The sequence below is a fragment of the Pseudomonas sp. Pmew2 genome (genome assembly GCF_058129885.1).
Window position 1 is genome coordinate 3,685,862 of the sequence record NZ_CM176702.1, and the last position, 25,213, is coordinate 3,711,074.

Sequence of the window (25,213 nt, forward strand, 5' to 3'; positions counted from 1 at the left end):
CTTGGCAAATCAGGCCGACAGTTGCATCAGCAGCGAATCAGGTTGTACGATGACTGCCCACTGGTTTTAGAAAAAATGATCGCTGGCCTGCTTTTACACGCCACATCACTGACAATCTGTAAAGCAACTCGGCAACCCATAAGGAGCGCCGGTCCGGATACCTTCCATACCGACCTCCAACCTCAAAACAACAGGAGATACCGATGCCTAACATTCTCGGCCAGAATTTCATCGCTGGCGGCCGCAGCGCTCTTGGCCAAAGCCTGCAAAAAAGTCTGGATGCCACAACAGGCGAAGAACTGCCTTACAGCTTCCATCAGGCTACCGACGGCGAAATCGACGCTGCCGCCCTCGCCGCCAAGGCTGCCTTTCCAGAATTCCGTCAACTGAGCCCGGCCCGTCGCGCCGACTTCCTCGACGCCATTGCCGATGAACTGGATCAGTTGGGTGATGATTTCGTCGCCATCGTCTGCCAGGAAACCGCTCTGCCCCAGGCACGTATTCAGGGTGAGCGCGGTCGTACCAGCGGCCAGATGCGCCTGTTTGGCAAGGTTCTGCGTCGCGGTGATTTCGTCGGTGCACGTATTGACCTGGCCCTGCCGGATCGCAAGCCGTTGCCACGCGTCGACCTGCGCCAGTACCGCATCGGTGTGGGCCCGGTTGCCGTGTTCGGCGCGAGCAACTTCCCGCTGGCGTTTTCCACTGCTGGCGGTGACACCGCTGCTGCACTGGCTGCCGGTTGCCCGGTGGTGTTCAAGGCGCACAGTGGCCACATGGCGACTGCCGATCTGGTGGCCAGCGCTATCATCCGCGCCGCAGAACGCACCCAAATGCCGAAAGGCGTATTCAACATGATCTTCGGTAACGGCGTGGGTGAAGGTCTGGTCAAACACCCGGCTATCCAGGCCGTCGGTTTCACCGGCTCGCTGAACGGCGGCAACGCTCTTTGCAAAATGGCCGCCGAGCGTCCACAGCCGATTCCGGTGTTTGCCGAGATGTCCAGCATCAACCCGGTAGTGTTGCTGCCAGGTGCACTGCAGGCACGCGGCGAAACTGTGGCCAAAGAGCTTGCCGGTTCGGTGGTGATGGGTGCCGGTCAGTTCTGCACCAACCCCGGTGTGGTCATGGGCCTGCGCTCCCCGGCGTTTTCGACGTTCGTCGAGCAACTGACCGAACAGATGGGCAGTCAGGCGCCGCAGACAATGCTCAACGCGGGTGGTCTGCGCAGCTACAGCAAAGGCGTCGAGCATTTGCTGTCGCATCCGGGCGTGACGCATCTGGCTGGCAAGCCGCAGGAAGGCAAACAGGCTCAGGCTCAGGCTCAGTTGTTCAAGGCTGACGTCAGTCTGCTGTTGAACGGCGACCAGTTGTTGCAGGAAGAAGTTTTCGGCCCGACCACGCTGATAATCGAGGTCGCTGACGATGCGCAGTTGAAAGACGCGCTGCAAGCCTTGCGTGGCCAGTTGACCGCGACTGTGATCGGCGAACCTGCAGACCTGAGCCAATACAATTGGCTGCAACCGATACTGGAAGAGAAAGTCGGCCGTATTCTGTTCAACGGCTACCCGACCGGTGTTGAGGTCTGTGAAGCCATGGTGCATGGCGGCCCGTACCCGGCAACCTCGGATGCACGTGGCACGTCGGTAGGCACTCTGGCCATCGACCGTTTCCTGCGCCCGGTCTGCTATCAGAACCTGGCCGACAGCCAGTTGCCGCCTGCGTTGCAGAATGCCAACCCTCTGGGCCTGCGTCGTCTGGTCAACGGTGAATGGAGCGATCAGCCTCTCGTGTAACAACCATCGCTTGACTCGTAAAAAAAGCAGCGCGACCTGATGAGGGTCGCGCTTTTTTTTGAAAAATATTTCTTTTTTGTGCTTTAAATCGCTTATGGCGGACCTGTCTTCCAGCCTGGTGGCAGCACCATGGAAGTGCAAAACATGAGCTGTTCATAAAATAACCACACAGCTGTAAGCCACGTGTAACAAGGGTTTCAAAAAGTTACCCACAGACATACCCACGATTTCCGTGGACAACTTTTCATCAATTTCGGACCTTAAAAACCCTGAGCAGCGCAAGCGTAAATTTTTACAGGTTCCCCACACCCTCATGTGTGATGGCACTGGTAATGGCCCTTGGGGCTCCGTGACATAACCTTATGCACGTTTGGCGGTTGATTCGGCAGGCCGTCCGGCGTGAAATAGGCGATTTATCAAGGCATTCCGATTATGCAGCAGCGTTGTGAAGTGGCCGTGCTCGGTCTGGGTGCCATGGGTGCAGCCACTGTCTATCAACTGGCGAAGGCCGGAGTCGATGTAATTGGCGTCGATCGCTATGCCCCTCCGCACACACAAGGCTCCAGCCACGGCGATACCCGCATCACACGACTGTCGGTTGGCGAGGGCCCGCAATACCTGCCGCTGGTACGCAGTTCGCACAGCATCTGGCGCGAACTTGAGGCGCTGAGCGGCGAGTCGCTGTTCGAGCAGTGCGGAGTGCTGGTGATGACCTCCAGCCCTGCGTACGATCCTGAAGACAGTAAAGACTTCACCCACCAGACCATCGCTTTGGCCCGCACCTATGGCGTGAAGCACGAAGTATTGTCGGCGGCGGCCATTCGCGAGCGCTTTCCCCAATTCACCCCTGTTCGGGATACCGCCATTGGCTACTTTGAACCCGAAGGCGGATTTGTCCGGCCAGAGCGCTGCATCGCGGTACAGCTGCGTCTGGCGAGGCAACACGGCGCAAGGTTGCTGACCCATGAGACGGTCACGCACTTACAGGCACAGGGTGATCAGGTGCGTATTACCACCGACAAGGGCACGATCATCGCTGACAAGGTCGTGGTCAGTGCGGGCATGTGGTCAGCCGAATTGCTCGGCGCGCCTTTTAGCGATCTGCTGCGGGTGTGCCGGCAAAAGCTGTTCTGGTTCGAATTGCAGGAGAATGCCGCTTTTGCACCACGTTCGCCGAGCTTCATTCTGACTCACGGGCCCGGGGAGGATGATGTCAACTATGGCTTCCCGCCCCTGCCCGGTGAAAACAGTATGAAGGTCGCCACCGAGCAATACATTGAAGCATCCGCTGCCGACCAGCTGGACCGCACTGTTACGGCAAGGGAGGAGCAGGAAATGTTCCAGACCCAGGTGCAGGGCAAGATTGCGGGACTGACGCCGAACGTGGTCAAGTCTTCGGTCTGCGCCTACACCGTCACGCCGGACTGCCACTTCATCATCGATGAACACCCCCATCTGAAGAACGTGACAGTGGTTTCGGCCTGCTCCGGTCACGGCTTCAAACACTCAGCCGGGCTCGGGCTGGCCCTTGCGCAACGCTGTATTCACGGCACCAGCGATGTAGACCTTTCAGCCTTCTCGCTGGCGCGTTTCACCGCGCAGAACTGACCAACGACACTCAGCGCGCCACAACGAAGGCCTCGTCAATACGCGCCAGATCGGTGTCGCGCAACGTACCGGCGTAGTAATGCAGTTTGATCCAGGCCATCAAGTAATCGTAACGGGCTTTCGCCAGATCACGCCGGGTGCTGTAAAGCTGCTGTTCGGCGTTGAGTGCGTCCAGGCTGATGCGCTCGCCGCCGAGAATGCTCTGACGTGTCGACTCGACCAGTGCCTGTGCAGAGACCAGTGCTTTCTGATAAGCGCGCAACTTGCTCACCCCTGACGCACAGGCGTTGAACTGGCGACGCAGCTCGATCAGGGTTTCGCGGGTCTTGCCCTCCAGCTCGTATTCCGCCTGCTCGCGCTTGCTGTTGGCCTGACGCACCGAGGCGCTGGTGCCGCCTCCGGCGTACAGCGGCAGACTGAGCTCGATACCTATCGTGTTGGTGTCGTAACGCTGATTGTAGGTGTTGCCGCTGTCCGATTCGTTCTGACGGATACTCGCGTAAGCATTCACCGTCGGCAGATGCCCGGCGCGGTTGCGCTCCACCTCGTATCGCGCCACTTCCAGCGACTGGCGTTGCGAGGCCAGGATCGGGCTGTTGGCCATGGCCAGCGCATGCCACTCGGTAAAGCTGGACGGTGCCAGCACCAGCGCCTGAAAACTGTCCCTCAACGGCTCCAACTGCGCAACATCGATACTCGGCTCGCCCAGCAACGCGGCCAGTTCGCGCAGGGCCGCGTCCTGCTCGTCGCTGGCTTCTATCTGCTCGGCAATCGCCAGCTCGTTGCGCGATTCCGCTTCAAGAATGTCGGTGCGGGTACCCTCGCCTTGCTGGAACATTTGCCGGTTCTGCGCAAACTGGCGGTCGAACGCCTGCTGTTTAGCGCGGGCTATATTGATCTGGTCCTGCGCGAACAGTGCCTGGGTATAAAGGGTCAGAACCCGCACCAGCAATTCCTGACTCTTGCTGCGAAAGGTCTCGTCGGCAAACAACGCCTGGGCCAGGCCTTTGCGGTAATTGGCATAGGCTTCGTAATCGATCAGCGGCTGCTGAACCGTCAGGCTTGAACCAAAGCTGTTGTAGTGGCGATGGTCAGTGGTGTCTTCACGGCCGCCTTTGAGGGTGGCCTTGGAGTCGTTGCGTCCTTTGTTGTAGCTGTATGAAACACGCGGCAACAAGCCTGCACGACCAATCACCCGGTTTTCCAGGCCCGCATCGCGCTCCTTGAGCGCGCCCAGGTAAGTCGGGTCGTTGCGAAGCGCCAGCTCATAGACCTGAAACGGGCCCATCGCATGACTCAATGAAGCAGTGCCCAGCAGGATGGCCGTCAGCAAAGCGGCTTTCAGGGGATGACGAGACATCCTATTCCTCCGTCAACGCGGAGCCGGCACGGTCCAGCAAAGGTTTGAACAGATAATTGAGCAGCGAGCGTTCACCCGTGCGCACAAACATTTCAGCGGGCATGCCCGGCTTGATCACCAACCCGTTGAGTTTTTCCAGTGCCGCATCGCCCACCGAAGTGCGCAGCACGTAATAGGGCTGGCCGGTTTTCTCATCCTGCATCTGATCGGCGGAAATCAGGTTTACCTCACCGGAAACCCGCGGCGTGCGACTTTGATTGAACGCAGTGAAGAGGATATCGACCGGCAAATGGCTGGCGACCTTGTCGATCAACTGCACCGGCAGACGCCCTTCGACTTCAAGCCGTGTGCCCTGCGGTACAATTTCCAGCAGGGTTTCACCGGCACGCACCACTGCGCCTTCGGTGTGCACGCCCAGGTTGACGGCGATGCCATCAGCAGGGGCAAGAATTGCACTGTGCTGCAGACTGAAACCTGCCGAAGCCAGTTGTTGCTCAAGGGTAAGCGCCTTGACCTGGGCATCGGCCCACTGGCTGCGCACTTCTTTCTGATATTCCTCGCGCTGCTGCTGAAGACGCAACCGCGACTCGACGATCCCCTGCTCTATCCGCCCGGTTTCGCCTGCGTTCTGCGCCAGGCTCTGCTGCACTTGAGAAAGCTGGCGTTGAAACTCCAGCAGACGGTTGCCTGGAATGAAACCGTTCTGCGCCAAGGGCTCCAGGTTACTCAGTTGCTTGCGTAGCGAGTCAGCCTGAGCCAGCAGGTCCGATCGAGCGCGGCGCATACCGGCGAGTTGCAGCCCGGCACCTTCGATACTCGCCTGCAAACCGGATTGCTCTCGAGCCAGCGCCTGTCGCCGACTGCTGAACAGTTGCCGCTGGCCCTCAAGCACGAGCGCCAGACGCGGGTCGGGGTTCTGCCCCTGCCCGGCGGCAATCAGTTCTGCGGGAAAGTGCACCTCATCCAGGTTGTCGCGCTCGCTCTGCCAGCGGGCCAGGCTGGCCCAGGCCATTCGATACTGGGCACGCAGCGATTGCACGTCGGCCTCGACCTGAGTCTGATCAAGGCGAAACAGCGGCTCGCCCTCCTTTACCGACTGGCCTTCGCTGACGAGAATTTTGCTTACAACGCCGCCATCCAGCGACTGCACGGCCTTGCGCTTGCCCGACACCACGACGGTGCCTTGCACGGAAATGCCCTGATCCAGCGGGGCGAGACTGGCCCACAGAAAGAAGCTGCCCGCCCCTGCCAGCATGAGAATCCAGCCTGCGCGAACGAAGAACTGCACGCCGCGCTCCTTGCCCGGCACGGCGTAATGAGTGTCGATGGGGCTGTTCATACGTCGGACTGCCTGTTCTGCGTGCCGTACTGACGGCTCATGGAAAGCCCGGCGGGTGCAGGGCGAGATTGCGATTGAGGGTGCGCTTGCGGTGCTTGCCCGGGCGATGCCTGTCCGGACAAGGCCTGCAACACCTGAGCCGTGGTGCCGAATGCCTGCATGCGACCTTCGCTCAGCACCAGCAGACGATCGGTCTGGTTCAGAGACTGTGTGCGGTGGGTGACGAGCACGACGGTACAACCGCGGGTCTTGAGCTCAGCGATCGCCTGAGTCAAAGCCGCTTCGCCCGCGGCGTCCAGATTGGAATTGGGCTCATCAAGTACCACCAGTCGCGGATCGCCATACAATGCTCGGGCCAACGCGACGCGCTGTTTCTGACCGCCTGACAAGCCAGCGCCATCGTCGCCCAGCCGCGTGTCGTAACCCTGCGGCAGGCGCAGAATCAATTCGTGTACGCCCGCCAGTTGCGCAGCAGCAACCACGGCGCTCGCGTCGCCCTCGCTAAAACGCGCGATGTTTTCTGCCACGGTGCCACCGAAAAGCTCGATGTCCTGCGGCAGATAACCGATATAGGGGCCCAGCGCCTCGCGGTCCCAGCGATGCATGTCGGCCCCGTCCAGACGTACCGTTCCACCCAGCACCGGCCAGACACCGACCAGCACGCGTGCCAGGGTCGATTTGCCGGAACCGGATGCTCCCAGTACACCGAGCACTTCACCAGCTTGCAGTTGAAAGCTCACTTGCTGAATCGTCGCCGATGTCTTGCCCGGAGGCGCAGCGCTGACCTGTTCCGCGCTGATCTGACCGCGCGGTGCTGGCAGTGGCATGCGCGGCGCGGGCTCGGCGTAGGTCTTGAGTAACTGGTCCAGACGTCCGTAAGCCAGGCGTGCAGAACTCCATTGTTTCCAGACTGCGATCAGTTGATCGATGGGGCTGAGGACCCTTCCCATGAGGATCGAACCGGCGATCATCATGCCTGCGGTCATGTCTCCGTTTATCACCAGCAGTGCGCCCAGGCCCAGCACCAGCGACTGCAGACAAAGGCGCAGGGCCTTGCTGATCGAACTGATCACCGCTCCAGTGTCACTGGCACGGTTTTGCAAGGCCAGAAAGCGCCCATGCACATGGAACCAGCGACGCCGCAACACTTCGAGCATGCCCATCGCCTGGATCGCCTCGGCCTGTTGCAGGTGCCGGGTCGCCAATTGCGCAGACTGCTGCGAGTACCCGCTGGCCTCGGCCAGCGGTTTGCGGGTCAGCCATTCGTTGAGGCAGGCCAGTCCGACCAGCAACACTGTCCCCACACTGGCCAGCACGCCAAGCCAAGGGTCGAAAAGGAAGATCACCGCCAGGTAGATGGGAAACCACGGGGCGTCGAAGAACGCGAACAACGCCGGTCCGGTGAGAAACTGACGGATAAAGGTCAGGTCACCCAGCGCCTGCCCAGCCTGACGCTGTCCGGCGTGCAGGTTGCTCTCGAACGCAGCCTGATAGACGCGCAGATTGAAACGCCTCTCCAGCTCGCTGCCGATGCGGATTACCACAAAGCTGCGGACCATCTCCAGCAGGCCGATAAACGCAAAGAACCCGACCACCATCAGCGTCAGCATGGCCAGGGTAGTCTGGTTCTGCGACGTCAGTACACGGTCATAGACTTGCAACATGTAAATCGATGGAGCGAGCATCAACACGTTGATCAGCGCGGTAAAACAACCGACACCAATCAACGCGCTCTTGTAGTCAGCCAGCGCTTTATAAAGCGGCGGCCGGGCGCTTTGGGGCAACGCACTCATGGTTGTTCCTTGATGGTCTTGCTGGTGACGGAGTGACATCCCTGGGTTTTAACAAACAACTCGCGCAGGTCCATGAAACGCTTAATCGGCGAGCCGTCCAAGAACCAGCACTTCACCGCCGGGCAGACGCGCCTGATAGATCTGCTCCCCCATGTTATTGAGGTGAATCAGGCGATTGCCTTCCTTGTCGGTAAATGCCAGGCCATCCGGAGTCGGAAACCAGCCCGTGGGGGCTTCGTGCAACCACTTTACTGCACAGGCGAGATCGCCCGTCAGTTTCGGTACATCAGTGTTGAGGTGCAGCTCACAAACTTCGTCCGTGTTTCCCTGAAGCGAAAGTCGCCACTTGCCACTTCGCTCAGCTGGGTCGGGCAGTTTCAAACTCATGGCCATGCTTGCTCCAGAAATACCCACCAGCAGCGCAAAAGCCACTGGCACGATTCGAACAACGTGATTGATCTTCATGATGGGGTACTTTCCAGATCATGGACGACAGCAGGGTCGTCCATGATTGTTACAGATTAAACCACGATATCAGTAGCCAACGCTTGACCAACAGTCCCTACGAGGAAGTCCCCCACACCCTGACCTGTGAAGTCGATCGCCAGGCTACCCAGATTGCTGCTCTGGTTGTACTGAGGATCGCTTCGCCGGCATGGCCGCTGAACGCGTTGCCGAACTGCAGCGCGCTCAGCGTGGAAATGGCCGATACATCGATTTTGTCCTGACCGCTGACAAAGTCACGAATCGTATCCTGCGCTGCACGGTTGGAATCGGAACTGGCACCAAACACAAAAATGTCTGCACCAGCACCACCGGTCAGGCTGTCGGCACCGCCACCACCGTAGATGATGTCGTTGCCGGCACCACCTTTAAGGTCGTTGGCAGCGGCATTGCCGATCAACAGGTCGTTGCCCGAACCGCCCACCGCGTTTTCAACCACCACGCCTTTGGCAATTGAAACGTTACCCACCATGCCACCCACGTCCGAGAACGAGGCCGCATTGAGGTTTATCTTCTGGTTCTGGGTGAAACCCGAGAAGTCGAGGGTATCCTTGCCCCCGCCGTCCCACACCGAGAACACCACCTTGGAAGAGGCAGAAGTGGCGCTGTAGAAATCACGCCCGGCGGTGGAGTTGAAACCGTAGACCGTATCACCGGCACGGGTGCTCATGTTCGCGCCATAGAGCTGCTGAACTGGGCAGCCTGCGGCTGCAAATTGTGGGATTTTGAAATCGGTTATCATAGCCAAAATTGAGTCGATCCCTCCTCAGCACAGGCTTACACATGGCGTCAGAGACAAAAAAACGTAAACGGGCAAGCCGGGCAAAAGCCAAGGCAAAGCAGACCCGTCTCCAACGCGCCGGGCATACCACCTTCGTTCCCGATACCGACTTTTCCTTCGATGTCGATCCTTTGGGTGATGTCGATCTTTGTAGTTGCTGCCAGACAGCGTATCTGAACGACAGGTTTCCCGACGCTTCTTGCGTAAGCGTTTCGATGAGAGAAGGGCCAGGCGGATTCGCCATCACCGCCGTCATTCACCACGATGAGGAGCCATCCTGCTGACGTGGCCTCTGCACCGCCTGCTTACAAACCTCGACCGCTCAAAAACCTCTTCACGGCCAACGGCTGCTGGGCAGATTTGCTGGAAGCCGGCGGTCTGCGCCAAATCGAAGTGGAGTCGATCAGCAAAATGCTCGCCTGCGGCACCTCGATACTGGGCGTCAAACACTACACCTGTGGCAATGAGCATTGCCCACACGTCAAATACCTGTGCAACACCTGCCATTGCCGGGCCTGTCCTTCCTGCGGCAAAAAGGCCACCGACCAGTGGATCGCCGTGCAAAACAACCGTCTGCCCGACTGCCCCTGGCAGCATCTGGTGTTCACGCTGCCCGACACGCTGTGGTCCCTGTTCTTCTACAACCGCTGGCTGCTCGATGCGCTGTTTCGTCTGGCGGCCGATAACCTGATCTACACCGCCAAGCGGCGCGGTTTGCGCGTCGGGATTTTCGGTGCGCTGCACACCTATGGCCGGCGGCTCAACTGGCATCCCCACGTCCACCTGTCGGTGACCGCGGGCGGCCTGGATGAGCAGGGCGTCTGGAAAAATCTGTCGTTCCACAAAGAGGCCCTGCGGCGGCGCTGGATGTGGCTGGTGCGCGATTACCTGCTGGGACAGCCGCTTTCGCAACTGACGATGCCGCCGCAGCTGGCCCACATCCACTGTGAAAGCGACTGGCGCCGTTTGATACTGACCGCTGGTGGCCAGCACTGGCACATCCACTTGTCGAAGAAGACGGAAAACGGCCGAAAGACCGTCAATTACCTGGGCCGCTACCTGAAAAAACCGCCGATCTCGGGCAGTCGTCTGGCGCATTACACCTGCGGGGCCACGTTGAGCTTTACCTACCTGGATCACCGCACGCAGACCTATCAGCAGGAAACGCTGAGCCAGGCCGACATGCTGCGCCGGGTGGTCCAGCACATCCCGGAAAAGCATTTCCGGATGATCCGGTATTTTGGTTTTCTGGCCAATCGGGTGTGTGGGAAATACCTGCCGAAGGTGTATGAAGCACTGAAGATGGCGACGCCAGGACCGGTACCAAAGCTGTATTTTGCGCCGATGGCCAAAGCCTTTCTAAACGTCGATCCGTTCCGCTGCGTGCTGTGTGGCGCGCGGATGGTATACACGGCAGCGATCAGCGGGCTGACGGTGCAGGGACTGGTCCTCAACGCTCAGGCGATCGCGCAGATGAGGTACGTGAAGCCCTGACAGGGGGAAGGTGCGTCCGCACCTAGGCTCAGCGGTAAAATAAACTGTGTTAATGCGGATTTATAGGGATTTTCACTGCATAAGTAACGCATCAGCGTCTTCCTACGCATCGCTATGAAGGCATGACGCCTCCTTCACAGCGTCAGGTTCATGCATAGGCATTTTGAAATTCCTATGCATGAACGGCAGTGATGTCATCCAGCAACGGTGCCGAAGAGTACGACGGAGCGCCGCCCTTGACGAAGTTCTGGTTGGTGTTGGACTCACTCCAGTAACTCATGACGCTGTAGCCACGCGTATCTTCTGCGTAGCTGGCATCCTTGTAGGTCGGGCTGCCTTCGCCAGCGTTTTAGTCGCCAGGGTGAGACAGGCCCAGGGTGTGGCCAATTTCATGGGTCAGGGTCTGACGGCCGTAGTTGCCATTGTCCGGGGTGGTGTTGACCTAGTAGCTGTTATCGACAAGGTACCAGGACTGGCCGTCAGTGCGGCTGTTGCCGCTGGGCAGGTAGGCAAAAGCCGCCCCGCCTGCGCTGCCGTTGCTGTAGTTACCGAAGGTCATATGCCCGTCGCCGCCGGAAGCGGCCTGGGTAAAGCTGACCTTGACAACGTCTGCCCAGGATTGCATCGACAATACGGCCTGTGCTTTCTGCTGTGCGTTGAACGCACTGAAAGTCCCCAGCGAATTGTCGAACCCGGCAGGTTTGGCGGTCAGAAAGGTGTATGTGAGGTTGATAGTGCCGTTGCCATCGCGATCAGTCCACGCAGCGTTGTCGCGAAGGATGTAATCGCCGGCCTGATCGACCGAGTACGAAGGCTTGCCATTGATCGTGAGGTTACCGCCACGGTCATACTGGTGAGCGAACGTATTGATCTGGTCGAAAGAGGTGCTGGTAGCAGCAGAGAGTTGAATTGCAGCATTTTCTTTGACTTTCGTCATGACACTTCCTTGTTTGCTGATTAACAGGTTAGGTACGGCAGGACTCCCCCTGTAGCGAGAGAGTCCAGTCACTCGCCTTGTGGTGCGTAATGCGTTGAAGCGTAACAAAGCTGACACATTTAGAAATCTTGTGTCCAGCTCTGTTCCATGATGTCAATTAGCCCAAAACGAGGAAGTGCCACAGGCCTTGGGGAATCGTCCGATATTATTTTTTGTGATGATCAAAAGCTGATAAGTGCTTGAGCAGACTAGGACAATCTTGATAAAGATGACTGATCGGTCAGGTTGCCTACCATGCATAATTTGACTGGACGGACAGTCTCTGACCAATCCGGCTTGCCCTTCCCAGGCTGCCGGAAAGGCATATCGCCATCACCTGAGATCCTGACACTTCTCAAATCCCGGAAATGCAAAAGCCCCGAAAGATCGGGGCTTTTGTTTAACGCATTTGAAGCGCAACGGCCTGAGTACTCAGGCCGAAGTCATCAGTCGTCGCGGCTCATGATGCCGAAAATCTGCAGCAGGCTGATAAACAGGTTGTAGATCGATACATACAGGCTGACCGTCGCCATGATGTAGTTGCGCTCACCACCCTGAATAATCGCGCTGGTCTGGAACAGAATGCAGACCGACGAGAACAGCACGAAGCCTGCGCTGATCGCCAGTTGCAAACCGCTGATCTGGAAGAACATGCTGGCCACTACCGCGCCAAGCAGAACGAAGAAGCCTGCGGTAATGAAGCCACCCAGGAAGCTCATGTCCTTGCGGGTGATCAACACGTAAGCCGACAGACCGCCGAAAACCAGTGCGGTCATCGCGAAAGCGGAGCTAACCACTTCGGCGCCACCGGCCATGCCCAGATAACGGTTAAGGATAGGGCCAAGCAGGAAACCCATGAAACCTGTCAGGGCGAAGGTCGAAACCAGGCCCCAGACCGAATCACGCAATTTATTGGTCAGGAAAAACAGACCATAGAAGCCGATCAGTACCACGAAAATGTTCGGATAGCCGACGCGCATCTGCTGAGCGACAAATGCCATGACACCACTAAAAGCCAGCGTCAGAGCGAGAAGACCGTAAGTGTTGCGCAGGACACGACTAACCTCTAGCTGGTCGGCCTGCATGCCGGTTTTAAGGCTGTAATCCTGTTCGCGCATGGCGAAACTCCTTCCTGTTGAAATGTTGAGTTGCAAAGATCATAACAGAGGCGCTGCAACTGGCTAGTCACAGAGTTTGACAGCTTGTTTCATTCCGGTATTATGGCGCCCGCAACGATAGTGGAGGTATGGCCGAGTGGTTTAAGGCAGCAGTCTTGAAAACTGCCGACTGTAACAGGTCCTAGAGTTCGAATCTCTATGCCTCCGCCATATTTGGTAGCGCAAAGCCCTGATTATTCAGGGCTTTGTCGTTTCTGGGGTTTGGCTAATGCAATCGCAAGCTCATCCGCCCACGCTTGGCCCGCGCTGACAAAATGTGGATACTGCCAGTTTGCCAGCCGATGAACCATGGAAGATCCCAATGGCACCCAGCCGAACGCTTGTCCATCCTGTTGGAGGCACGCAACCCCACGCGGGCGAGATTCGGCATGCTGCCGAGTCTGACAGTCACGGCTCAGTGTCAGACACCTTTGAAATACGCCTTATCGATGAAGAGCTCGAACGCCTCGCGATCGGTCGATATGCCCGCTTCAGTCGAGCGTCAGGCAATCTCGCGGGCGGCACTCAGCCTTATCCCGACCGTATCCATACAACGGCTTCCGATGAGGGCTTCTCCGACCTGGCCATAGGGCGCTATGCGCGCTTCAGCAGACCGTCTCCCAACCTTGTTGGCGGTACACAACCGCAGGCGGACATAGCGCCGGAACAGGCGCCCTCGGCCTTCGCTCCGCAAATGCGCCATACAGAGCGTGAGTCTGAGTTCTTTACCATCCGGCAGTACTCTCCCGGCACCAACTCTTTCAGCATTCCCAAGGCACCTGATCGTCCGGCGAAGGCCAGATGGCTGCGTCCAGGGGAGCCGTTCAACGTGGCCGATATCACCTTGCCCGGCGGCATGATCTACACAGGAACGCAAAACCCGGAATTCAGGCTATCCGAACCTTCTTTCATAGACGCTGCCTTGCCGGTGGCCGGTTCCGATGCGCCTCCCGCTGCACGGTCGGCATACTATTGGTCGACCTATAAAGACCTCGAACCTGCGGCACGCCGGGGCTATCTGCAGTGGCTGGCAGGGGGACGTTGCGATCCTGAAGCAAGCAGCGGTTACCTGTTCATGTTTTTCCACGGCCTTGAACGGCGTTTACTGATCGACAGCCTTTCTGATCCCGACGCACGAAAAGAAATTCCCGCTTTAAGAGAGGAAATCGAGCGTTTGCGGACTGTTTATCATCGGGATTTTTCGTTTTGCAACCAGGCTTCGCGGCTTCTCGAATACCTGAGCATGCCTGTCATTTCAGGGCAGATGTATTTGCGCGAGCCACCAATGGAGTCGGCCGACTACTATGAAATGCCCATCGTGCTGCGAGTGGCGCTAGGTCAGATGGCCATCGACAAACACCCGCTGAATGCATCCTGGGCCTTGTCTTGGGCGCTGACGGATCCGAATATCTCGCGTGGCAAACCTGTTGGCAGATGCACAGATCTGTTTCAGCGGCTGTTCAGGGCCGAATATGAAGAACAGTTTCCCGATGGCCTGAAGCTGCTGAGAAACAAGACCAGACTATGGGTCGCCTATCGCCCATCGTCCGCCTACCTCGATGTACCGGAAATACCGGTGGGCGACCTGCCAGACGTCAGCATTACGTCCGCCACTCGCAAGAAAATTCAACTCCTCGTGCAGAGCTGTGCTTCAGTACTTGCTCCATTCAGTCGGTACATGGGCCGCAATGCCGATGATCTCAATAAGCATGAGTCATTGGAGGCGCTGCTATTGCTGCCCGTGTCGCTATGGCCCGAATACGCCAGACATGAACTGCGACAGCTTCAATCGGAGGTCAGGACTGCTACGAAGCTGACGACGCTTGATCAACTGGCCATACGTTTCAAGTCTGACGGTGCCCAGGCACGCAACCAGATCGTCGCGCTGACAAAAGTGCTTGAAGGCATGCACATAGGTATGGAGCCGGATGTGCTGGCAGGCAATCGTGCGCCCAAACCTGAGGACAGCATCGTTCTGTTTGTGACCGAGCCCGATCCAGGCATGTCGAGGGTGACAGTGGATTACAATGCGGCTGTTGTCACGCTGGATCTCGCCAGCAGTGTTGCAACGGTTGATAGAGGCACAAGCCAGCGTGCAGTTGCACTGCTCGAACAGCATATCGACTCATGGGGTCATCTGCGTATCTCGCATCGAACACGTCTCAAGGCATATATGTTGATGCAACTGCAGCAGCCGCCCAACCTGGCAAGCCTGAAAAAGAAGCTGAGCTCGCTAAATCAGGACGAAAAGCAGACCATCGTCGGTTGCCTGACTCACCTGGCCCACGCTGACGGAGCGGTTACGCCTGAGAAAGTCAGACTGCTTGAGCGGATATACAGGGCACTTCGACTCGATCCTCACACCCTTTACAGCAACCTCCATGGTGCTGCGGCCGGTTCGCAGACAGGCCCGGTATCGACAGCGCTGTCAGCCACTACAGCAACAGGGCCCGACAAGAAGCCAGGCTCCGGAATCGTGCTGGACATGGGCAGGGTTGCCCAATTGCGACGTGAAACGGCAGAGGCGTCGGCGCTGCTGGCTGATGTTTTTCGCGACGATCAGGAGGACGAGCAGCAGGATGACAAGCAGATAGCCGAAGACGATGCATCACAAGACACCCCAGACACTGACGCCCATCTTCATGGGCTTGATGCGGGCCACTCTACGTTTCTGCGCCTGCTGGTTTCGCGCAACCAATGGAGTCGACGAGAGCTGGAAATCGCAACGGCGGAGATGGCGTTGATGCTCGACGGCGCGCTGGAGCAAATCAACGATATGGCATTCGAATTGTTCGACATGCCGGTTTCCGAGGGCGATGACCCTATCGAAATCAACCCGGATATTTTAAGCGAGCTTGCCCTATGAACAAGATACGAGCCAAGGATCGCGATGCGGTCATTCAATCACTGCGCGCGGGTGTCGTTCCTCGTGTCGGACAGCACTTGATCCAGGTCGGACGGGCGGGTGAGCTGTCAGCTCTTATCAAGGATGTAGACCGGCTGGCCGAAGGCGGTTCTGCCTTTCGCATCGTGGTCGGCGAGTATGGCGCGGGCAAGACTTTCTTCCTCAACCTGGTCAGAGGCATTGCGATGGAACGCAAGCTGGTGACGATGCACGCCGATCTGAACCCCGATCGACGCCTGCACGCCTCGGGCGGTCAGGCCCGCTCCCTGTACGCCGAGCTTGCGAAGAACATGTCTACACGCACCAAGCCGGACGGTGGCGCACTTCAGGGTATTGTCGAAAAGTTTATTTCCCAGGCCAGAACCCACGCGAGTAGCAAAGGCGTAGACAGCGAGACGGTCATACGCCAGAACCTCGCCGAGCTTACGGAAATGGTCAACGGCTATGACTTTGCCGAAGTCATAGCCGCTTACTGCCGAGGCTTTAACGAAGGGAACGAACAGCTGAAAGCCGATGCAATCCGCTGGCTTCGGGGAGAATTCACAACCAGGACAGACGCTCGCGCGGCCTTGGGAGTCAGAAGCATCGTTGACGACGCGTCCGTTTACGATCAGCTCAAACTGCTTTCCCGATTTGTGCGTCTGGCAGGCTTCGGCGGGCTTATGGTGTGCCTGGACGAATTGGTCAACCTCTACAAGCTTGCCAACACGCAGGCTCGCAATGCGAACTATGAACAGATCCTGCGCATCCTCAATGACTCCCTGCAAGGATCGACTGACGGGCTGGGCTTTGTTCTGGGCGGCACGCCGGAATTTCTGATGGACACTCGCCGCGGCCTCTACAGCTACCCGGCCCTGCAATCGCGCCTTGCAGAAAACACCTTTGCCAAGACAGGCTACGTTGATCTTTCCGGCCCTGTCATTCGGCTGACCAGCCTGACCCCGGAGGACTTCTATGTCCTGCTGCTGAACCTGCGTAACGTTTATGCATACGGCGACGCGGAACAATACCTGCTTCCGGAAGAGGCGATCCCGGCCTTTATCGAGCACTGCGGTCAGCGTCTGGGTGAGGCTTACTTTAGAACGCCACGCACCACCATTACCGCGTTTATCAACCTGTTGGCGGTTCTGGAGCAAAACCCTGAGGCCAACTGGAGAAACCTTGTGGGCGCCATTGACATTGCCAGGGATGACGGCGGCAAAAGTGATTTCACTGTAGAGGCCGATAATGAACTCACAAGCTTCAAGCTCTGACTCATCCGCATTCCAACGGCTTCACCCCAATGTACAGCAATGGGTGTGGTCGCAAGGCTGGACATCGCTAAGGGATGCTCAGGAATGGGCCATCCCTGCGCTGATCGACGCTGATCGCGACGTTATAATTGCGGCCTCCACCGCAGCGGGCAAGACCGAGGCGGCATTTCTGCCCATTCTGACCCATTTGCTCAACAATACCGATGCGCCGGGCGCTGTGCTCTATATCAGCCCGCTCAAAGCCTTGATCAATGATCAGTGGGACAGGTTGACACGTCTTTGCGAGCATCTGGAGATCCCGGTGGTCGGCTGGCACGGGGATGTTTCGGCAAGCAGAAAGCATCGTTTTCTGAAATCGCCCAGCGGTGTACTGCTCATAACCCCCGAGTCGCTGGAAGCCCTGTTCGTGAACCGGGGCTCGGCACTTGCTGGCCTCTTTCAGCCCCTTCGCTACATCGTCATCGACGAATTACATGCTTTCATCGGCAGCGAGCGCGGCAAACAATTGCAGTCCCTGATGCATCGCGTGGAAACGGTCGTCGGCAAAAAGCTGCCACGCGTAGGGCTGTCTGCAACCCTAGGTGAGATGGCGCTCGCCCGCGAGTTCCTGCGTCCGGGGCAAGGCCAGCGCATGGACGAAATCATTTCTCAAACGTCGGGCCAGGACCTTCAGGTTCAGGTACGTGGTTACACCATGCTGCCGATGAAGAAACTGGCGGCAAACCTGCAGATGGTCGTCACAAAAGACGACGACAACGATCAGGATGAAGAGCAGAAAGAGGATGTCTCCGGGACCAGACACGCTATAGCCGCGCATATGTACAAGGTATTACGTGGCAGTAACAATCTGATCTTTCCCAATAGCCGCGACAAAGTTGAATGGTACGCCGACCGGCTGCGGCATTTGTGCGAAAACGACGGTTTGCCGAACGAGTTCCTGCCTCACCACGGAAGCTTGTCCCGAGACTTGCGTGAAGATACGGAGCGAGCACTGAAGGCCGGCAGCCCGCCCGCCTCGGCCGTCTGCACAACGACCCTCGAACTTGGCATCGATATCGGTAACATCAAGGCGGTCGCGCAGATCGGACCTCCGCCATCAGTGGCGAGCCTGCGCCAGCGACTAGGCCGCTCCGGGCGTCGCGCAGGTGAGCCCGCCACACTTCGCGCCTACTGCCAGGAAGACACCCTGACACCTGATTCAGACCTCTCGGATCAGCTCCGGCAAAACCTGGTGCAGACAATCGCCATGATTCGATTGTTGATCGAAAAGTGGTTCGAACCTCCAAGAGCAAACGGCCTGCACGCCTCTACGCTGGTCCAGCAATGCCTGTCTACGATTGCGCAGCAAGGTGGTGCACATGCTTCACAGCTCTGGAATGAGCTGATCGCGAGCGGAACATTCGCGGCCGTTGATAAAAACGACTTCATGGCCCTTCTCAAGACTCTGGGTGAAAAGAAACTGATCGTCCAGGACAGCTCTGGCCTGCTATTGCCTGGCGAGATCGGTGAAAAGCTGGTCAACCACTACGAGTTCTACAGCGCGTTCAGCAGCGACGAAGAATTCAGGCTGCTTCTCGATGGCAAGCCGCTAGGTTCCATTCCTGTCAGCCGCCCGCTGACCCTCGGGCAACGCATCATCTTTGCAGGCAAACGCTGGCAGGTCATGGATGTGGACCTGGAAAAGAAAGTCATTACTGTCAAACGCGCCCGTGGCGGCGAACCTCCGGTATTCGACGGACTGGGCGCAAAGATCCATGACCGGGTGCGTAAAGAAATGCGCGCGGTACTGACGGAGGTCACCCCCTGCCCGTTCCTCGATGCCAATGCACAAGTCCTACTGGCGGAAGCGCGCCAGACATTTCACCGGCTGGGGCTAGCTGACCAGTGTCTGACGGGATCGACCTCAAACAGCTATCTGCTGACCTGGGCGGGCGACTACACCAATGATGCGCTGTGCTTGCTGCTTAACCAGGCTGGGGTCATGTGCACAGCTTCGGGACTAGTACTCGAAATCAGCGCCTCTCAGGAAAGCGTGCTGACAGCACTGGGCAGGATTGCGGAACTGGACGCAACCGACGTGGAACCACTGCTGAAAGATGTGAAGAATCTGATACGGGAGAAGTGGGACTGGGCCCTGCCAAATTCGTTGCTGATCAAATCATTTGCCTCCAGCCAGCTTGATATACCGAACGCGATTGCGCTTGCGAAGACCTTGACGGCCTGACTGCCCTGCCCGCGCAACCTGATATATTGATGTCCATACCGAATCAATAATCCTGGTCATGCAATGCCCATCTAATTTCGACCTAAACGACCTCCAGGCATTTCGTGCCGTGGTCGAGAATGGCAGCTTCCGCAAGGCCGCTGAAACCGTGCAGATCACCCAGCCTGCACTCAGCCGCCGTATAGAAAAGCTTGAGTCTGCGCTGAACGTGAAGCTGTTTGAACGGACCACCCGCAGGGTCAGCCTGACCACGGTGGGCCGTGCATTTCTGCCTCAGGTCGAGCGAATACTGGATGACCTCGACATCGCATTGATGACCATCGATGGCGTCGGTTCCACCCGGATGGGTAGCGTCACCATTGCTTGCGTGCCGTCAGCCGCCTACTACTTCATGCCGCAGGTCATCAGCGAGTTTCATAAGCTGTTTCCAAAAATCAGAATCCGGGTCATGGATGCCAGCGCCAACGAGGTCAACAGCGCGGTTGCCCTTGGCGAGGCAGATTTCGGGGTGAGTTTCAGCGGCAATCTAGCACCGGAGGTCGACTTCGAATTGCTTCTTCAGGAACGCTATGTGATGGCCTGCCGCCGGGATCACCCGCTTGCGACCTGCGCCAGCGTGAGCTGGGAGGAAATGTACCGCCACGACTACATCGCTCTGGACATAACGTCAGGTAACCGTCTGGTACTGGATCAGGCGCTGGCGCTCTCACGCCCGAACAAGGAGAGTATCTGCGAAACGCGGCATGTCACCACCATGATCGGCCTTGTGGAGGCCGGCCTCGGCGTGGCGGCGGTGCCCTCGATTGCCATGCCGATGACCGCTCACCCGTTTCTGGTGAGCGTGCCATTGGTTGCACCTGAAGTGGTTCGCAACGTAGGGCTGATCAAACGTCGCGGGAGGACATTGACGCCTGCAGCCCTTGAACTAGAACGACTGGTCAGGAAGATGCCGCTACGTTCAGCGGGGAACTGAATCCAGCCCGGTAGACTGCACCGTGGCCTGCGCTTTTGGGGACGCCAGGTAATCGAGCAATGCCTTCGCCTGCTTCGGGTGCTCGGCATTGACCGGAATGCCAGCGGCGTAGCGGGTAACCGACTGAACGTCTTCCGGAATCTTCGCCACGAATGTCACGCCGGGAACCGGCAACAGTTCGGCCACCTGTTGAAAGCCCACTTCGTAGTCGCCCTTGGCAACCACTGAAGCAACCGGGATGCGCTCGATCATCTTGCCCTTCGGCGCGAGTTCCTTCTCAATACCGAGCTTTTTGAAAAGCTCTTTTTCGATGTACACACCACTGGCGCTGTCGGAGTAAGCAACCGACTTCGCCTTGAGCAGCGTGTCTTTCAACTCGCTGTCGGTACCGATTGCAGGCTTGGCCGCCCCCTCCTTCACCACCATCCCGATCCGCGAATCGGCCAGCTCGACCCGCGATGCCGGGTCTACCTTGCCTTGCTTGATCAAATCATCCAGCGCATAGCCGACCATGATCACCACATCGGCATGCTCGCCACGAGCCAGGCGGTTTGGAATGGCCTCGGGGGCCTTGCCCATCGACGGGCCAAGGATGGTGTCCAGTGTATCCCCGGAAGACGTCGCGTATTGCGGCCCCAGCAGTTTATATGCAGCAGTAAAGCCGCCTGATGTCATGACCTTGAGCTCTTCAGCCTGAGCGGCAACGCTGACTGCCATACAGCCCAGAAAAAGCACCGCCAATTGATGTTTATGCAACAGTTTCATAGTTTTTTCCTTTATTAAACAGCCAGTTGCGGGCGAACCGAAAGGTGCCGGTAGAGCACCAGGGTCGCGCCAAGCGCGCAAGCTGCAGCGAACGTCATCCAGTAAGCAGGTGCAGCCTTGTCACCGGTCAGATGGATCAACCAGGTCGAGATTGCCGGGGTGAAACCGCCGAAAACTGCTGTCGCCAGGCTATAGGCCAGAGAAAAACCGGCCACCCGTACCTCTACCGGCATGATTTCAGTCAGCGCCGGAATCATCGCGCCGTTATACAAACCGTAGAGAAACGAGAACCACAACAGCACTTCCAGCATATGAGCAAAGCTTGGCGCCTGAGCGAGAAAGGACAGCGCCGGATAAGCGCTGATGATGGTCAGCAGGGTCATCGCTACCAGCAGCGGCTTGCGTCCGAAACGGTCGCTCAACATGCCGCCGACCGGCAGCCAGATAAAGTTGGAGACACCGACCAGCAACGTCACCAGCAGCGCATCGGAGGTATTCAGATTGAGTACGGTTTTGCCGAATGTCGGTGCATAAATGGTGATCAGGTAAAACGTGGTGGTAGTCATCGCCACCATCAGCATGCCGGCAATCACCACGCGCCAGTTTTGCAGCAGCGTCGCGAACACCTGTCGCATGGTCGGACGGTGAGCGCGCGTGGCGAACTCTTCGGTTTCCTGCAGGCTGCGGCGTAGCAGGAAAATGAACGGGATGATCAGGCAGCCGATGGCGAACGGAATTCTCCAGCCCCAGTCGGCGACAGCAGCAGGTGTCATCCATTGGTTCAAGCCGTAACCCAGCGCGGCGGCGACAACGATTGCCACCTGCTGGCTGCCTGACTGCCAACTGGTGTAGAAGCCCTTGCGGCCGGGTGTCGCCATCTCTGCCAGATACACCGACACGCCGCCCAATTCCGCGCCTGCGGAAAAGCCTTGCAGCAAGCGGCCGACCAGCACCAATGCCGGTGCCCACAAGCCGATGCTCGCGTAACCGGGCACCAGGACAATCAACAGCGTGCCACTGGCCATGATCGACAGAGTCACGATCAAGCCTTTGCGCCGGCCCACGTCATCGATGTAAGCGCCCAGAATAACGGCACCCAACGGGCGCATCAGGAAGCCCGCACCGAAGACCGCGAAGGTCATCATCAGCGAAGCAAACTCACTGCTGGCCGGGAAAAAGGCGGAGGCGATCTGGGTGGCGTAAAAGCCAAACAGGAAGAAGTCGAATTGCTCGAGGAAGTTGCCTGAAGTGACGCGAAATACTGCTCCGGCCTTCGACCGGGTGTTGCCTGTTCCTGATGGGGATGAGCTGTGCATCAGTGTTCTCCAGCGATCTTATTAGAGTGTTGTAAGCGCTTATGGGTAAGGAGTCTGCCGGACACACTTTGAAACGATAAGTGCTATGTTTTCATCGATTGATGCCCGATGAACATCAATCGACACTCAGACGGTTGCGCCCTGACCCAGCGCTTGCAGGTCGAACCGCGCCAAACTCACACGTCGGCCCTTGAATTCTTTATCATTGCGGATGTTTTGTTGGCAGAGCCGATCATGAAATTCGCCATCTCGCTTTTTTCCGCCGCCCATGCGCCCTCCTCGCGACGAGCCTTGCTGTTCGCCAAAGCCGTACTCGCAGGCGGACATGAGATCGTCCGGTTGTTTTTTTATCAAGACGGCGTACACAGCGCGTCGGCCAATGTCGTGACGCCTCAGGATGAGCAGGATATGGCCCTGCAATGGCGTGACTTCATCGCCGAACACCACCTGGATGGCGTGGTATGCATCGCCGCCGCGCTGCGTCGTGGCGTGCTTGATGCCCAAGAGGCCGAGCGTTATCAGCGGCCAGCGGCGAATCTGCGGGAGCCTTGGGAATTGTCCGGGCTGGGGCAGTTGCACGATGCCGTGCAATCGGCTGATCGTTTGATCTGCTTTGGAGGGCCGTGACATGCCCAGATCATTATTGGTAGTCAGCCGTCAATCGCCGTGGTCCGGTCCCGGTGCCCGTGAAGCGCTGGACATCGTGCTGGCGGGTGGTGCATTCGATCTGTCGGTCGGACTGCTGTTTCTGGATGACGGGGTTTTCCAGTTGTCGCCGCAGCAGTTGCCCGACGCCCTGCAACAGAAAGACCTGACCGCAAACCTCAAGGCCCTGTCGATGTTCGGCGTTGAAGACCTGTATGCCTGCGGGCAAAGCCTGACCGAGCGCGGCATCCCTGCCAGCGCATTGAGCGAAGAAATCAGTCAGTTGTACACACGCTCCGAACTGTCGGCACTTTTTGACCGCTACGACGAGGTGATTACGATCTGATGGCTACTTTGCACGTTCTCTCCCATTCGCCTTTTGCCGACACCCGACTGGAAAGCTGCCTGCGCCTGCTGGGCCGTGACGACGGTGTATTGCTCTGTGGCGACGCTACTTATGCACTGACGCCGTCATGCGCACCATTGAAATCCCTACAGCCCCTGGCCGATTCATTGCAGTTGTTTGTGCTTGATGAAGACTTCAAGGCACGCAATCTGCCACTGCCCGCCGGAGTAAACAGCATCGACTACCCTGCCTTCGTGGAACTGTCCTTACGCTTCGACAAGGTCAATACCTGGCTATGAAACAGTTGACGATTGACGGGCACAGCATCGAACTGGACAAGGATGGCTTTCTGCAGGACCTCAACGACTGGTCGCTGGACGTCGCCCACGCCCTGTCCGCTGAGGAAGGTATCGCCCTGAGTGCCGAGCACATTGAAATCCTCCAGTTGCTGCGGGATTTCTACGCCGAGTTTCAGCTTTCGCCAGCCACTCGGCCGCTGATCAAATACACCGCACTGAAGCTGAGTACGGAAAAAGGCAACAGCATGCACCTCAACCGCCTGTTCAACGGCACTCCCGCCAAACTCGCCGCCAAGCTGGCGGGCCTGCCTAAACCGACCAATTGCATATGAACGATTACGCCGCGCTTGTTACCGAAACACCTGAAGAGCATCCCTTTGCGACATTTGTGCGCATTCTGGGCAAAGGCAAACGCGGTGCGCGCAACCTGACGCGCGAAGAAGCGCGAGAGGCCATGGGCATGTTGCTCGATGAGAAAGTCGAGGACACTCAGCTCGGGGCATTCCTGATGCTGCTGCGCCATAAGGAAGAAAGCCCTGAGGAACTGGCGGGGTTTACCGAAGCCGTGCGCGAACGCCTGAATGCTCCGGCGATTCAGGTCGATATCGACTGGCCGACCTACGCAGGGAAAAAGCGTCATCTGCCGTGGTACTTGCTGGCGGCCAAGTGTCTGGCGCAAAACGGCGTGAAGATCCTCCTGCACGGCGGCGGTGCCCATACTGCTGGACGCCTGTACACCGAACAATTGCTCGGCCTGCTGAATATTCCCCTGTGCCGCAACTGGTCAGCAGTCGAAACCTCGCTTGAGCAAGGCAATATAGCGTTCATTCCGCTAGGGTCTGTTCCCGTTTCGACGTAACCCATTGATCTCTATGAGAACAGGCCCGTATTGTTGGAGTTCTCACACAACACCAATACGAGCCTGCAATGCCCCGATTAATGCTCAGTGATGAGCACTGGCCGAAGCTTCGAGAAATTTTGCTGCACGAATCGATCTACAACAAGCGAGATTTGCGCACCACGGTTGAAGGCATGCTGTACCGCATGCGTGTGGGTTGCCCTTGGCGAGACCTGCCGAAAGCGTTTGGAAACTGGAGCAAGGTCTACAAGCGGTTCAATGCCTGGTCTGCTTCAGGCAAGTGGGTCAAGGTGCTTGAGGTGCTGATGACCGATCCTGACATGGAGTGGGTTTTCATTGATGGCAGCTATGTAAAGGCTCATCAGCACAGTGCAGGTGCTGCCAGCACGCAGGACCAGGCCATCGGAAAAAGCCGAGCCGGTAACACCAGCAAGATTCACCTGGCTGTAGACGCTTGTGGGCTGCCCATTGCATTTGACGTGACCGGAGGCCAGACCAATGATTGTTCGCAGGCGGCCTCGTTGATTGCCAAGATGCCCAATGCAGAAGTGATCATTGCGGACAAGGGCTACGACACTGAAGCGATACGCGCTCAGGTCGAGCAGCAAGGCAGCAAAGTGGTGATTCCACGAAAGCGCAATTCTCTGAAAGGGAACGCAGATCTGGACAAAGGGTTATATCGCAATCGACATCTCGTAGAAAACGCCTTTGCCCGGTTGAAGCATTTCCGGGCGGCGGCTTCTCGGTTCGACAAACTCAAGAGAAACTATGAAAGCGTCATAGCAATGGCCTGCGCTTTTCTGTGGCTGCCAATGTGAAACGG

General features: G+C 57.8%; 20 protein-coding genes, 1 tRNA gene and 3 pseudogenes. 15 read left to right on the plus strand and 9 right to left on the minus strand.

Annotated elements, in window-relative coordinates; translation table 11 throughout:
- The first annotated feature begins 203 nt into the window (after positions 1-203).
- Positions 204-1,793, plus strand: coding sequence for an aldehyde dehydrogenase (NADP(+)) (locus tag AC4ANK_RS16800; protein WP_002553972.1), 1,590 nt, complete (start codon positions 204-206; stop codon positions 1,791-1,793).
- A 432-nt stretch (positions 1,794-2,225) separates the two neighbouring features.
- Positions 2,226-3,401 carry an N-methyl-L-tryptophan oxidase gene (gene solA, locus AC4ANK_RS16805; protein ID WP_031594949.1) on the plus strand — a complete coding sequence of 392 codons (1,176 nt, stop codon included), beginning with the start codon at positions 2,226-2,228 and terminating at the stop codon, positions 3,399-3,401.
- 10 nt (positions 3,402-3,411) lie between these two features.
- Here solA and AC4ANK_RS16810 read toward each other — a convergent pair whose 3' ends face one another.
- The 5 genes and pseudogenes from AC4ANK_RS16810 to AC4ANK_RS16830 all read right to left on the minus strand — a co-directional run.
- Positions 3,412-4,761: a TolC family outer membrane protein gene (locus AC4ANK_RS16810; RefSeq protein ID WP_002553974.1), complete on the minus strand. Its 1,350-nt coding sequence runs from the start codon at positions 4,759-4,761 to the stop codon at positions 3,412-3,414.
- 1 nt (position 4,762) lies between these two features.
- Positions 4,763-6,100, minus strand: coding sequence for an HlyD family type I secretion periplasmic adaptor subunit (locus AC4ANK_RS16815; RefSeq protein WP_031594950.1), 1,338 nt, complete (start codon positions 6,098-6,100; stop codon positions 4,763-4,765).
- On the minus strand, positions 6,097-7,893 hold the full coding sequence (locus AC4ANK_RS16820; RefSeq protein WP_002553976.1) for a type I secretion system permease/ATPase: 1,797 nt from the start codon (positions 7,891-7,893) through the stop codon (positions 6,097-6,099). Before AC4ANK_RS16820 ends, AC4ANK_RS16815 begins: the two co-directional genes overlap by 4 nt.
- 81 nt (positions 7,894-7,974) lie before the next feature.
- Positions 7,975-8,358, minus strand: coding sequence for a protease inhibitor Inh/omp19 family protein (locus AC4ANK_RS16825; RefSeq protein ID WP_002553977.1), 384 nt, complete (start codon positions 8,356-8,358; stop codon positions 7,975-7,977).
- A gap of 56 nt (positions 8,359-8,414) precedes the next feature.
- Positions 8,415-9,091: pseudogene (locus AC4ANK_RS16830) on the minus strand (M10 family metallopeptidase C-terminal domain-containing protein); the annotation flags it as partial.
- Positions 9,092-9,180: 89 nt separating this feature from the next.
- Between AC4ANK_RS16830 and AC4ANK_RS16835 the strand changes: the two are divergent.
- Together AC4ANK_RS16835 and AC4ANK_RS16840 are read left to right on the plus strand one after the other, a co-directional pair.
- Complete coding sequence (locus AC4ANK_RS16835) at positions 9,181-9,462, plus strand: hypothetical protein (protein ID WP_460384945.1); 282 nt, start codon at positions 9,181-9,183, stop codon at positions 9,460-9,462.
- Positions 9,443-10,672 (plus strand): IS91 family transposase, encoded by a 1,230-nt coding sequence (locus AC4ANK_RS16840; protein ID WP_460382827.1) that lies wholly within the window; start codon positions 9,443-9,445, stop codon positions 10,670-10,672. Before AC4ANK_RS16835 ends, AC4ANK_RS16840 begins: the two co-directional genes overlap by 20 nt.
- Positions 10,673-10,853: 181 nt before the next feature.
- Here AC4ANK_RS16840 and AC4ANK_RS16845 read toward each other — a convergent pair.
- Together AC4ANK_RS16845 and AC4ANK_RS16850 are read right to left on the minus strand one after the other, a co-directional pair.
- Positions 10,854-11,609 (minus strand): annotated as a pseudogene (locus AC4ANK_RS16845) (matrixin family metalloprotease); the annotation flags it as partial.
- A 485-nt stretch (positions 11,610-12,094) separates the two neighbouring features.
- Positions 12,095-12,766 carry a Bax inhibitor-1/YccA family protein gene (locus AC4ANK_RS16850; protein ID WP_002553978.1) on the minus strand — a complete coding sequence of 224 codons (672 nt, stop codon included), beginning with the start codon at positions 12,764-12,766 and terminating at the stop codon, positions 12,095-12,097.
- 122 nt (positions 12,767-12,888) lie between these two features.
- Between AC4ANK_RS16850 and AC4ANK_RS16855 the strand changes: the two genes are divergently transcribed.
- From AC4ANK_RS16855 to AC4ANK_RS16875, 5 genes are all read left to right on the plus strand, one after another.
- Positions 12,889-12,976, plus strand: a tRNA-Ser gene (locus AC4ANK_RS16855).
- A gap of 151 nt (positions 12,977-13,127) precedes the next feature.
- Entirely contained in the window at positions 13,128-15,671 is a 2,544-nt protein-coding gene (locus tag AC4ANK_RS16860; RefSeq protein WP_031594951.1) for a tellurite resistance TerB family protein, read from the plus strand.
- The gene (locus tag AC4ANK_RS16865; RefSeq protein ID WP_031594952.1) at positions 15,668-16,963 is read left to right on the plus strand and encodes an ATP-binding protein; all 1,296 of its coding nucleotides are present in this window, start codon (positions 15,668-15,670) and stop codon (positions 16,961-16,963) included. The genes AC4ANK_RS16860 and AC4ANK_RS16865 overlap by 4 nt, the downstream gene beginning before the upstream one ends.
- A 43-nt stretch (positions 16,964-17,006) precedes the next feature.
- On the plus strand, positions 17,007-19,187 hold the full coding sequence (locus AC4ANK_RS16870; RefSeq protein ID WP_031594953.1) for a DEAD/DEAH box helicase: 2,181 nt from the start codon (positions 17,007-17,009) through the stop codon (positions 19,185-19,187).
- A 58-nt stretch (positions 19,188-19,245) separates the two neighbouring features.
- Positions 19,246-20,160, plus strand: coding sequence for a LysR family transcriptional regulator (locus AC4ANK_RS16875; RefSeq protein WP_460384943.1), 915 nt, complete (start codon positions 19,246-19,248; stop codon positions 20,158-20,160).
- Here the strand turns inward: AC4ANK_RS16875 and AC4ANK_RS16880 are convergent.
- Together AC4ANK_RS16880 and AC4ANK_RS16885 are read right to left on the minus strand one after the other, a co-directional pair.
- Complete coding sequence (locus AC4ANK_RS16880) at positions 20,146-20,925, minus strand: substrate-binding domain-containing protein (RefSeq protein ID WP_004665682.1); 780 nt, start codon at positions 20,923-20,925, stop codon at positions 20,146-20,148. The genes AC4ANK_RS16875 and AC4ANK_RS16880 overlap by 15 nt on opposite strands.
- A gap of 14 nt (positions 20,926-20,939) precedes the next feature.
- Entirely contained in the window at positions 20,940-22,241 is a 1,302-nt protein-coding gene (locus AC4ANK_RS16885) for an MFS transporter (protein ID WP_002553984.1), read from the minus strand.
- A 234-nt stretch (positions 22,242-22,475) separates the two neighbouring features.
- Here AC4ANK_RS16885 and tusD point away from each other — a divergent pair, with 234 nt between their 5' ends.
- From tusD to AC4ANK_RS16915, 6 genes and pseudogenes are all read left to right on the plus strand, one after another.
- Positions 22,476-22,868 (plus strand): sulfurtransferase complex subunit TusD, encoded by a 393-nt coding sequence (gene tusD / locus AC4ANK_RS16890; protein WP_002553985.1) that lies wholly within the window; start codon positions 22,476-22,478, stop codon positions 22,866-22,868.
- A gap of 1 nt (position 22,869) precedes the next feature.
- Positions 22,870-23,232 (plus strand): sulfurtransferase complex subunit TusC, encoded by a 363-nt coding sequence (gene tusC / locus AC4ANK_RS16895; RefSeq protein WP_002553986.1) that lies wholly within the window; start codon positions 22,870-22,872, stop codon positions 23,230-23,232.
- On the plus strand, positions 23,232-23,531 hold the full coding sequence (gene tusB / locus AC4ANK_RS16900; RefSeq protein WP_002553987.1) for a sulfurtransferase complex subunit TusB: 300 nt from the start codon (positions 23,232-23,234) through the stop codon (positions 23,529-23,531). Before tusC ends, tusB begins: the two co-directional genes overlap by 1 nt.
- A complete protein-coding gene (locus AC4ANK_RS16905; RefSeq protein ID WP_002553988.1) occupies positions 23,528-23,863 on the plus strand; it encodes a TusE/DsrC/DsvC family sulfur relay protein in 336 nt (111 codons plus the stop codon). Before tusB ends, AC4ANK_RS16905 begins: the two co-directional genes overlap by 4 nt.
- Positions 23,860-24,372 (plus strand): annotated as a pseudogene (locus tag AC4ANK_RS16910) (glycosyl transferase family protein); the annotation flags it as partial. The gene AC4ANK_RS16905 and the pseudogene AC4ANK_RS16910, both read left to right, overlap by 4 nt.
- Positions 24,373-24,458: 86 nt before the next feature.
- Entirely contained in the window at positions 24,459-25,208 is a 750-nt protein-coding gene (locus tag AC4ANK_RS16915) for an IS5 family transposase (protein ID WP_460382697.1), read from the plus strand.
- Positions 25,209-25,213: the final 5 nt, after the last annotated feature.

Excerpts from the sequence above, each read along its gene's own strand:
- AC4ANK_RS16800 (WP_002553972.1), top strand. The coding sequence starts at position 204 with ATGCCTAACATTCTCGGCCAGAATTTCATCGCTGGCGGCCGCAGCGCT.
- solA (WP_031594949.1), top strand. The coding sequence starts at position 2,226 with ATGCAGCAGCGTTGTGAAGTGGCCGTGCTCGGTCTGGGTGCCATGGGT.
- AC4ANK_RS16810 (WP_002553974.1), bottom strand. The coding sequence starts at position 4,761 with ATGTCTCGTCATCCCCTGAAAGCCGCTTTGCTGACGGCCATCCTGCTG.
- AC4ANK_RS16815 (WP_031594950.1), bottom strand. The coding sequence starts at position 6,100 with ATGAACAGCCCCATCGACACTCATTACGCCGTGCCGGGCAAGGAGCGC.
- AC4ANK_RS16820 (WP_002553976.1), bottom strand. The coding sequence starts at position 7,893 with ATGAGTGCGTTGCCCCAAAGCGCCCGGCCGCCGCTTTATAAAGCGCTG.
- AC4ANK_RS16825 (WP_002553977.1), bottom strand. The coding sequence starts at position 8,358 with ATGAAGATCAATCACGTTGTTCGAATCGTGCCAGTGGCTTTTGCGCTG.
- AC4ANK_RS16835 (WP_460384945.1), top strand. The coding sequence starts at position 9,181 with ATGGCGTCAGAGACAAAAAAACGTAAACGGGCAAGCCGGGCAAAAGCC.
- AC4ANK_RS16840 (WP_460382827.1), top strand. The coding sequence starts at position 9,443 with ATGAGGAGCCATCCTGCTGACGTGGCCTCTGCACCGCCTGCTTACAAA.
- AC4ANK_RS16850 (WP_002553978.1), bottom strand. The coding sequence starts at position 12,766 with ATGCGCGAACAGGATTACAGCCTTAAAACCGGCATGCAGGCCGACCAG.
- AC4ANK_RS16860 (WP_031594951.1), top strand. The coding sequence starts at position 13,128 with ATGGCACCCAGCCGAACGCTTGTCCATCCTGTTGGAGGCACGCAACCC.
- AC4ANK_RS16865 (WP_031594952.1), top strand. The coding sequence starts at position 15,668 with ATGAACAAGATACGAGCCAAGGATCGCGATGCGGTCATTCAATCACTG.
- AC4ANK_RS16875 (WP_460384943.1), top strand. The coding sequence starts at position 19,246 with ATGCAATGCCCATCTAATTTCGACCTAAACGACCTCCAGGCATTTCGT.
- AC4ANK_RS16880 (WP_004665682.1), bottom strand. The coding sequence starts at position 20,925 with ATGAAACTGTTGCATAAACATCAATTGGCGGTGCTTTTTCTGGGCTGT.
- AC4ANK_RS16885 (WP_002553984.1), bottom strand. The coding sequence starts at position 22,241 with ATGCACAGCTCATCCCCATCAGGAACAGGCAACACCCGGTCGAAGGCC.
- tusD (WP_002553985.1), top strand. The coding sequence starts at position 22,476 with ATGAAATTCGCCATCTCGCTTTTTTCCGCCGCCCATGCGCCCTCCTCG.
- tusC (WP_002553986.1), top strand. The coding sequence starts at position 22,870 with ATGCCCAGATCATTATTGGTAGTCAGCCGTCAATCGCCGTGGTCCGGT.
- tusB (WP_002553987.1), top strand. The coding sequence starts at position 23,232 with ATGGCTACTTTGCACGTTCTCTCCCATTCGCCTTTTGCCGACACCCGA.
- AC4ANK_RS16905 (WP_002553988.1), top strand. The coding sequence starts at position 23,528 with ATGAAACAGTTGACGATTGACGGGCACAGCATCGAACTGGACAAGGAT.
- AC4ANK_RS16915 (WP_460382697.1), top strand. The coding sequence starts at position 24,459 with ATGCCCCGATTAATGCTCAGTGATGAGCACTGGCCGAAGCTTCGAGAA.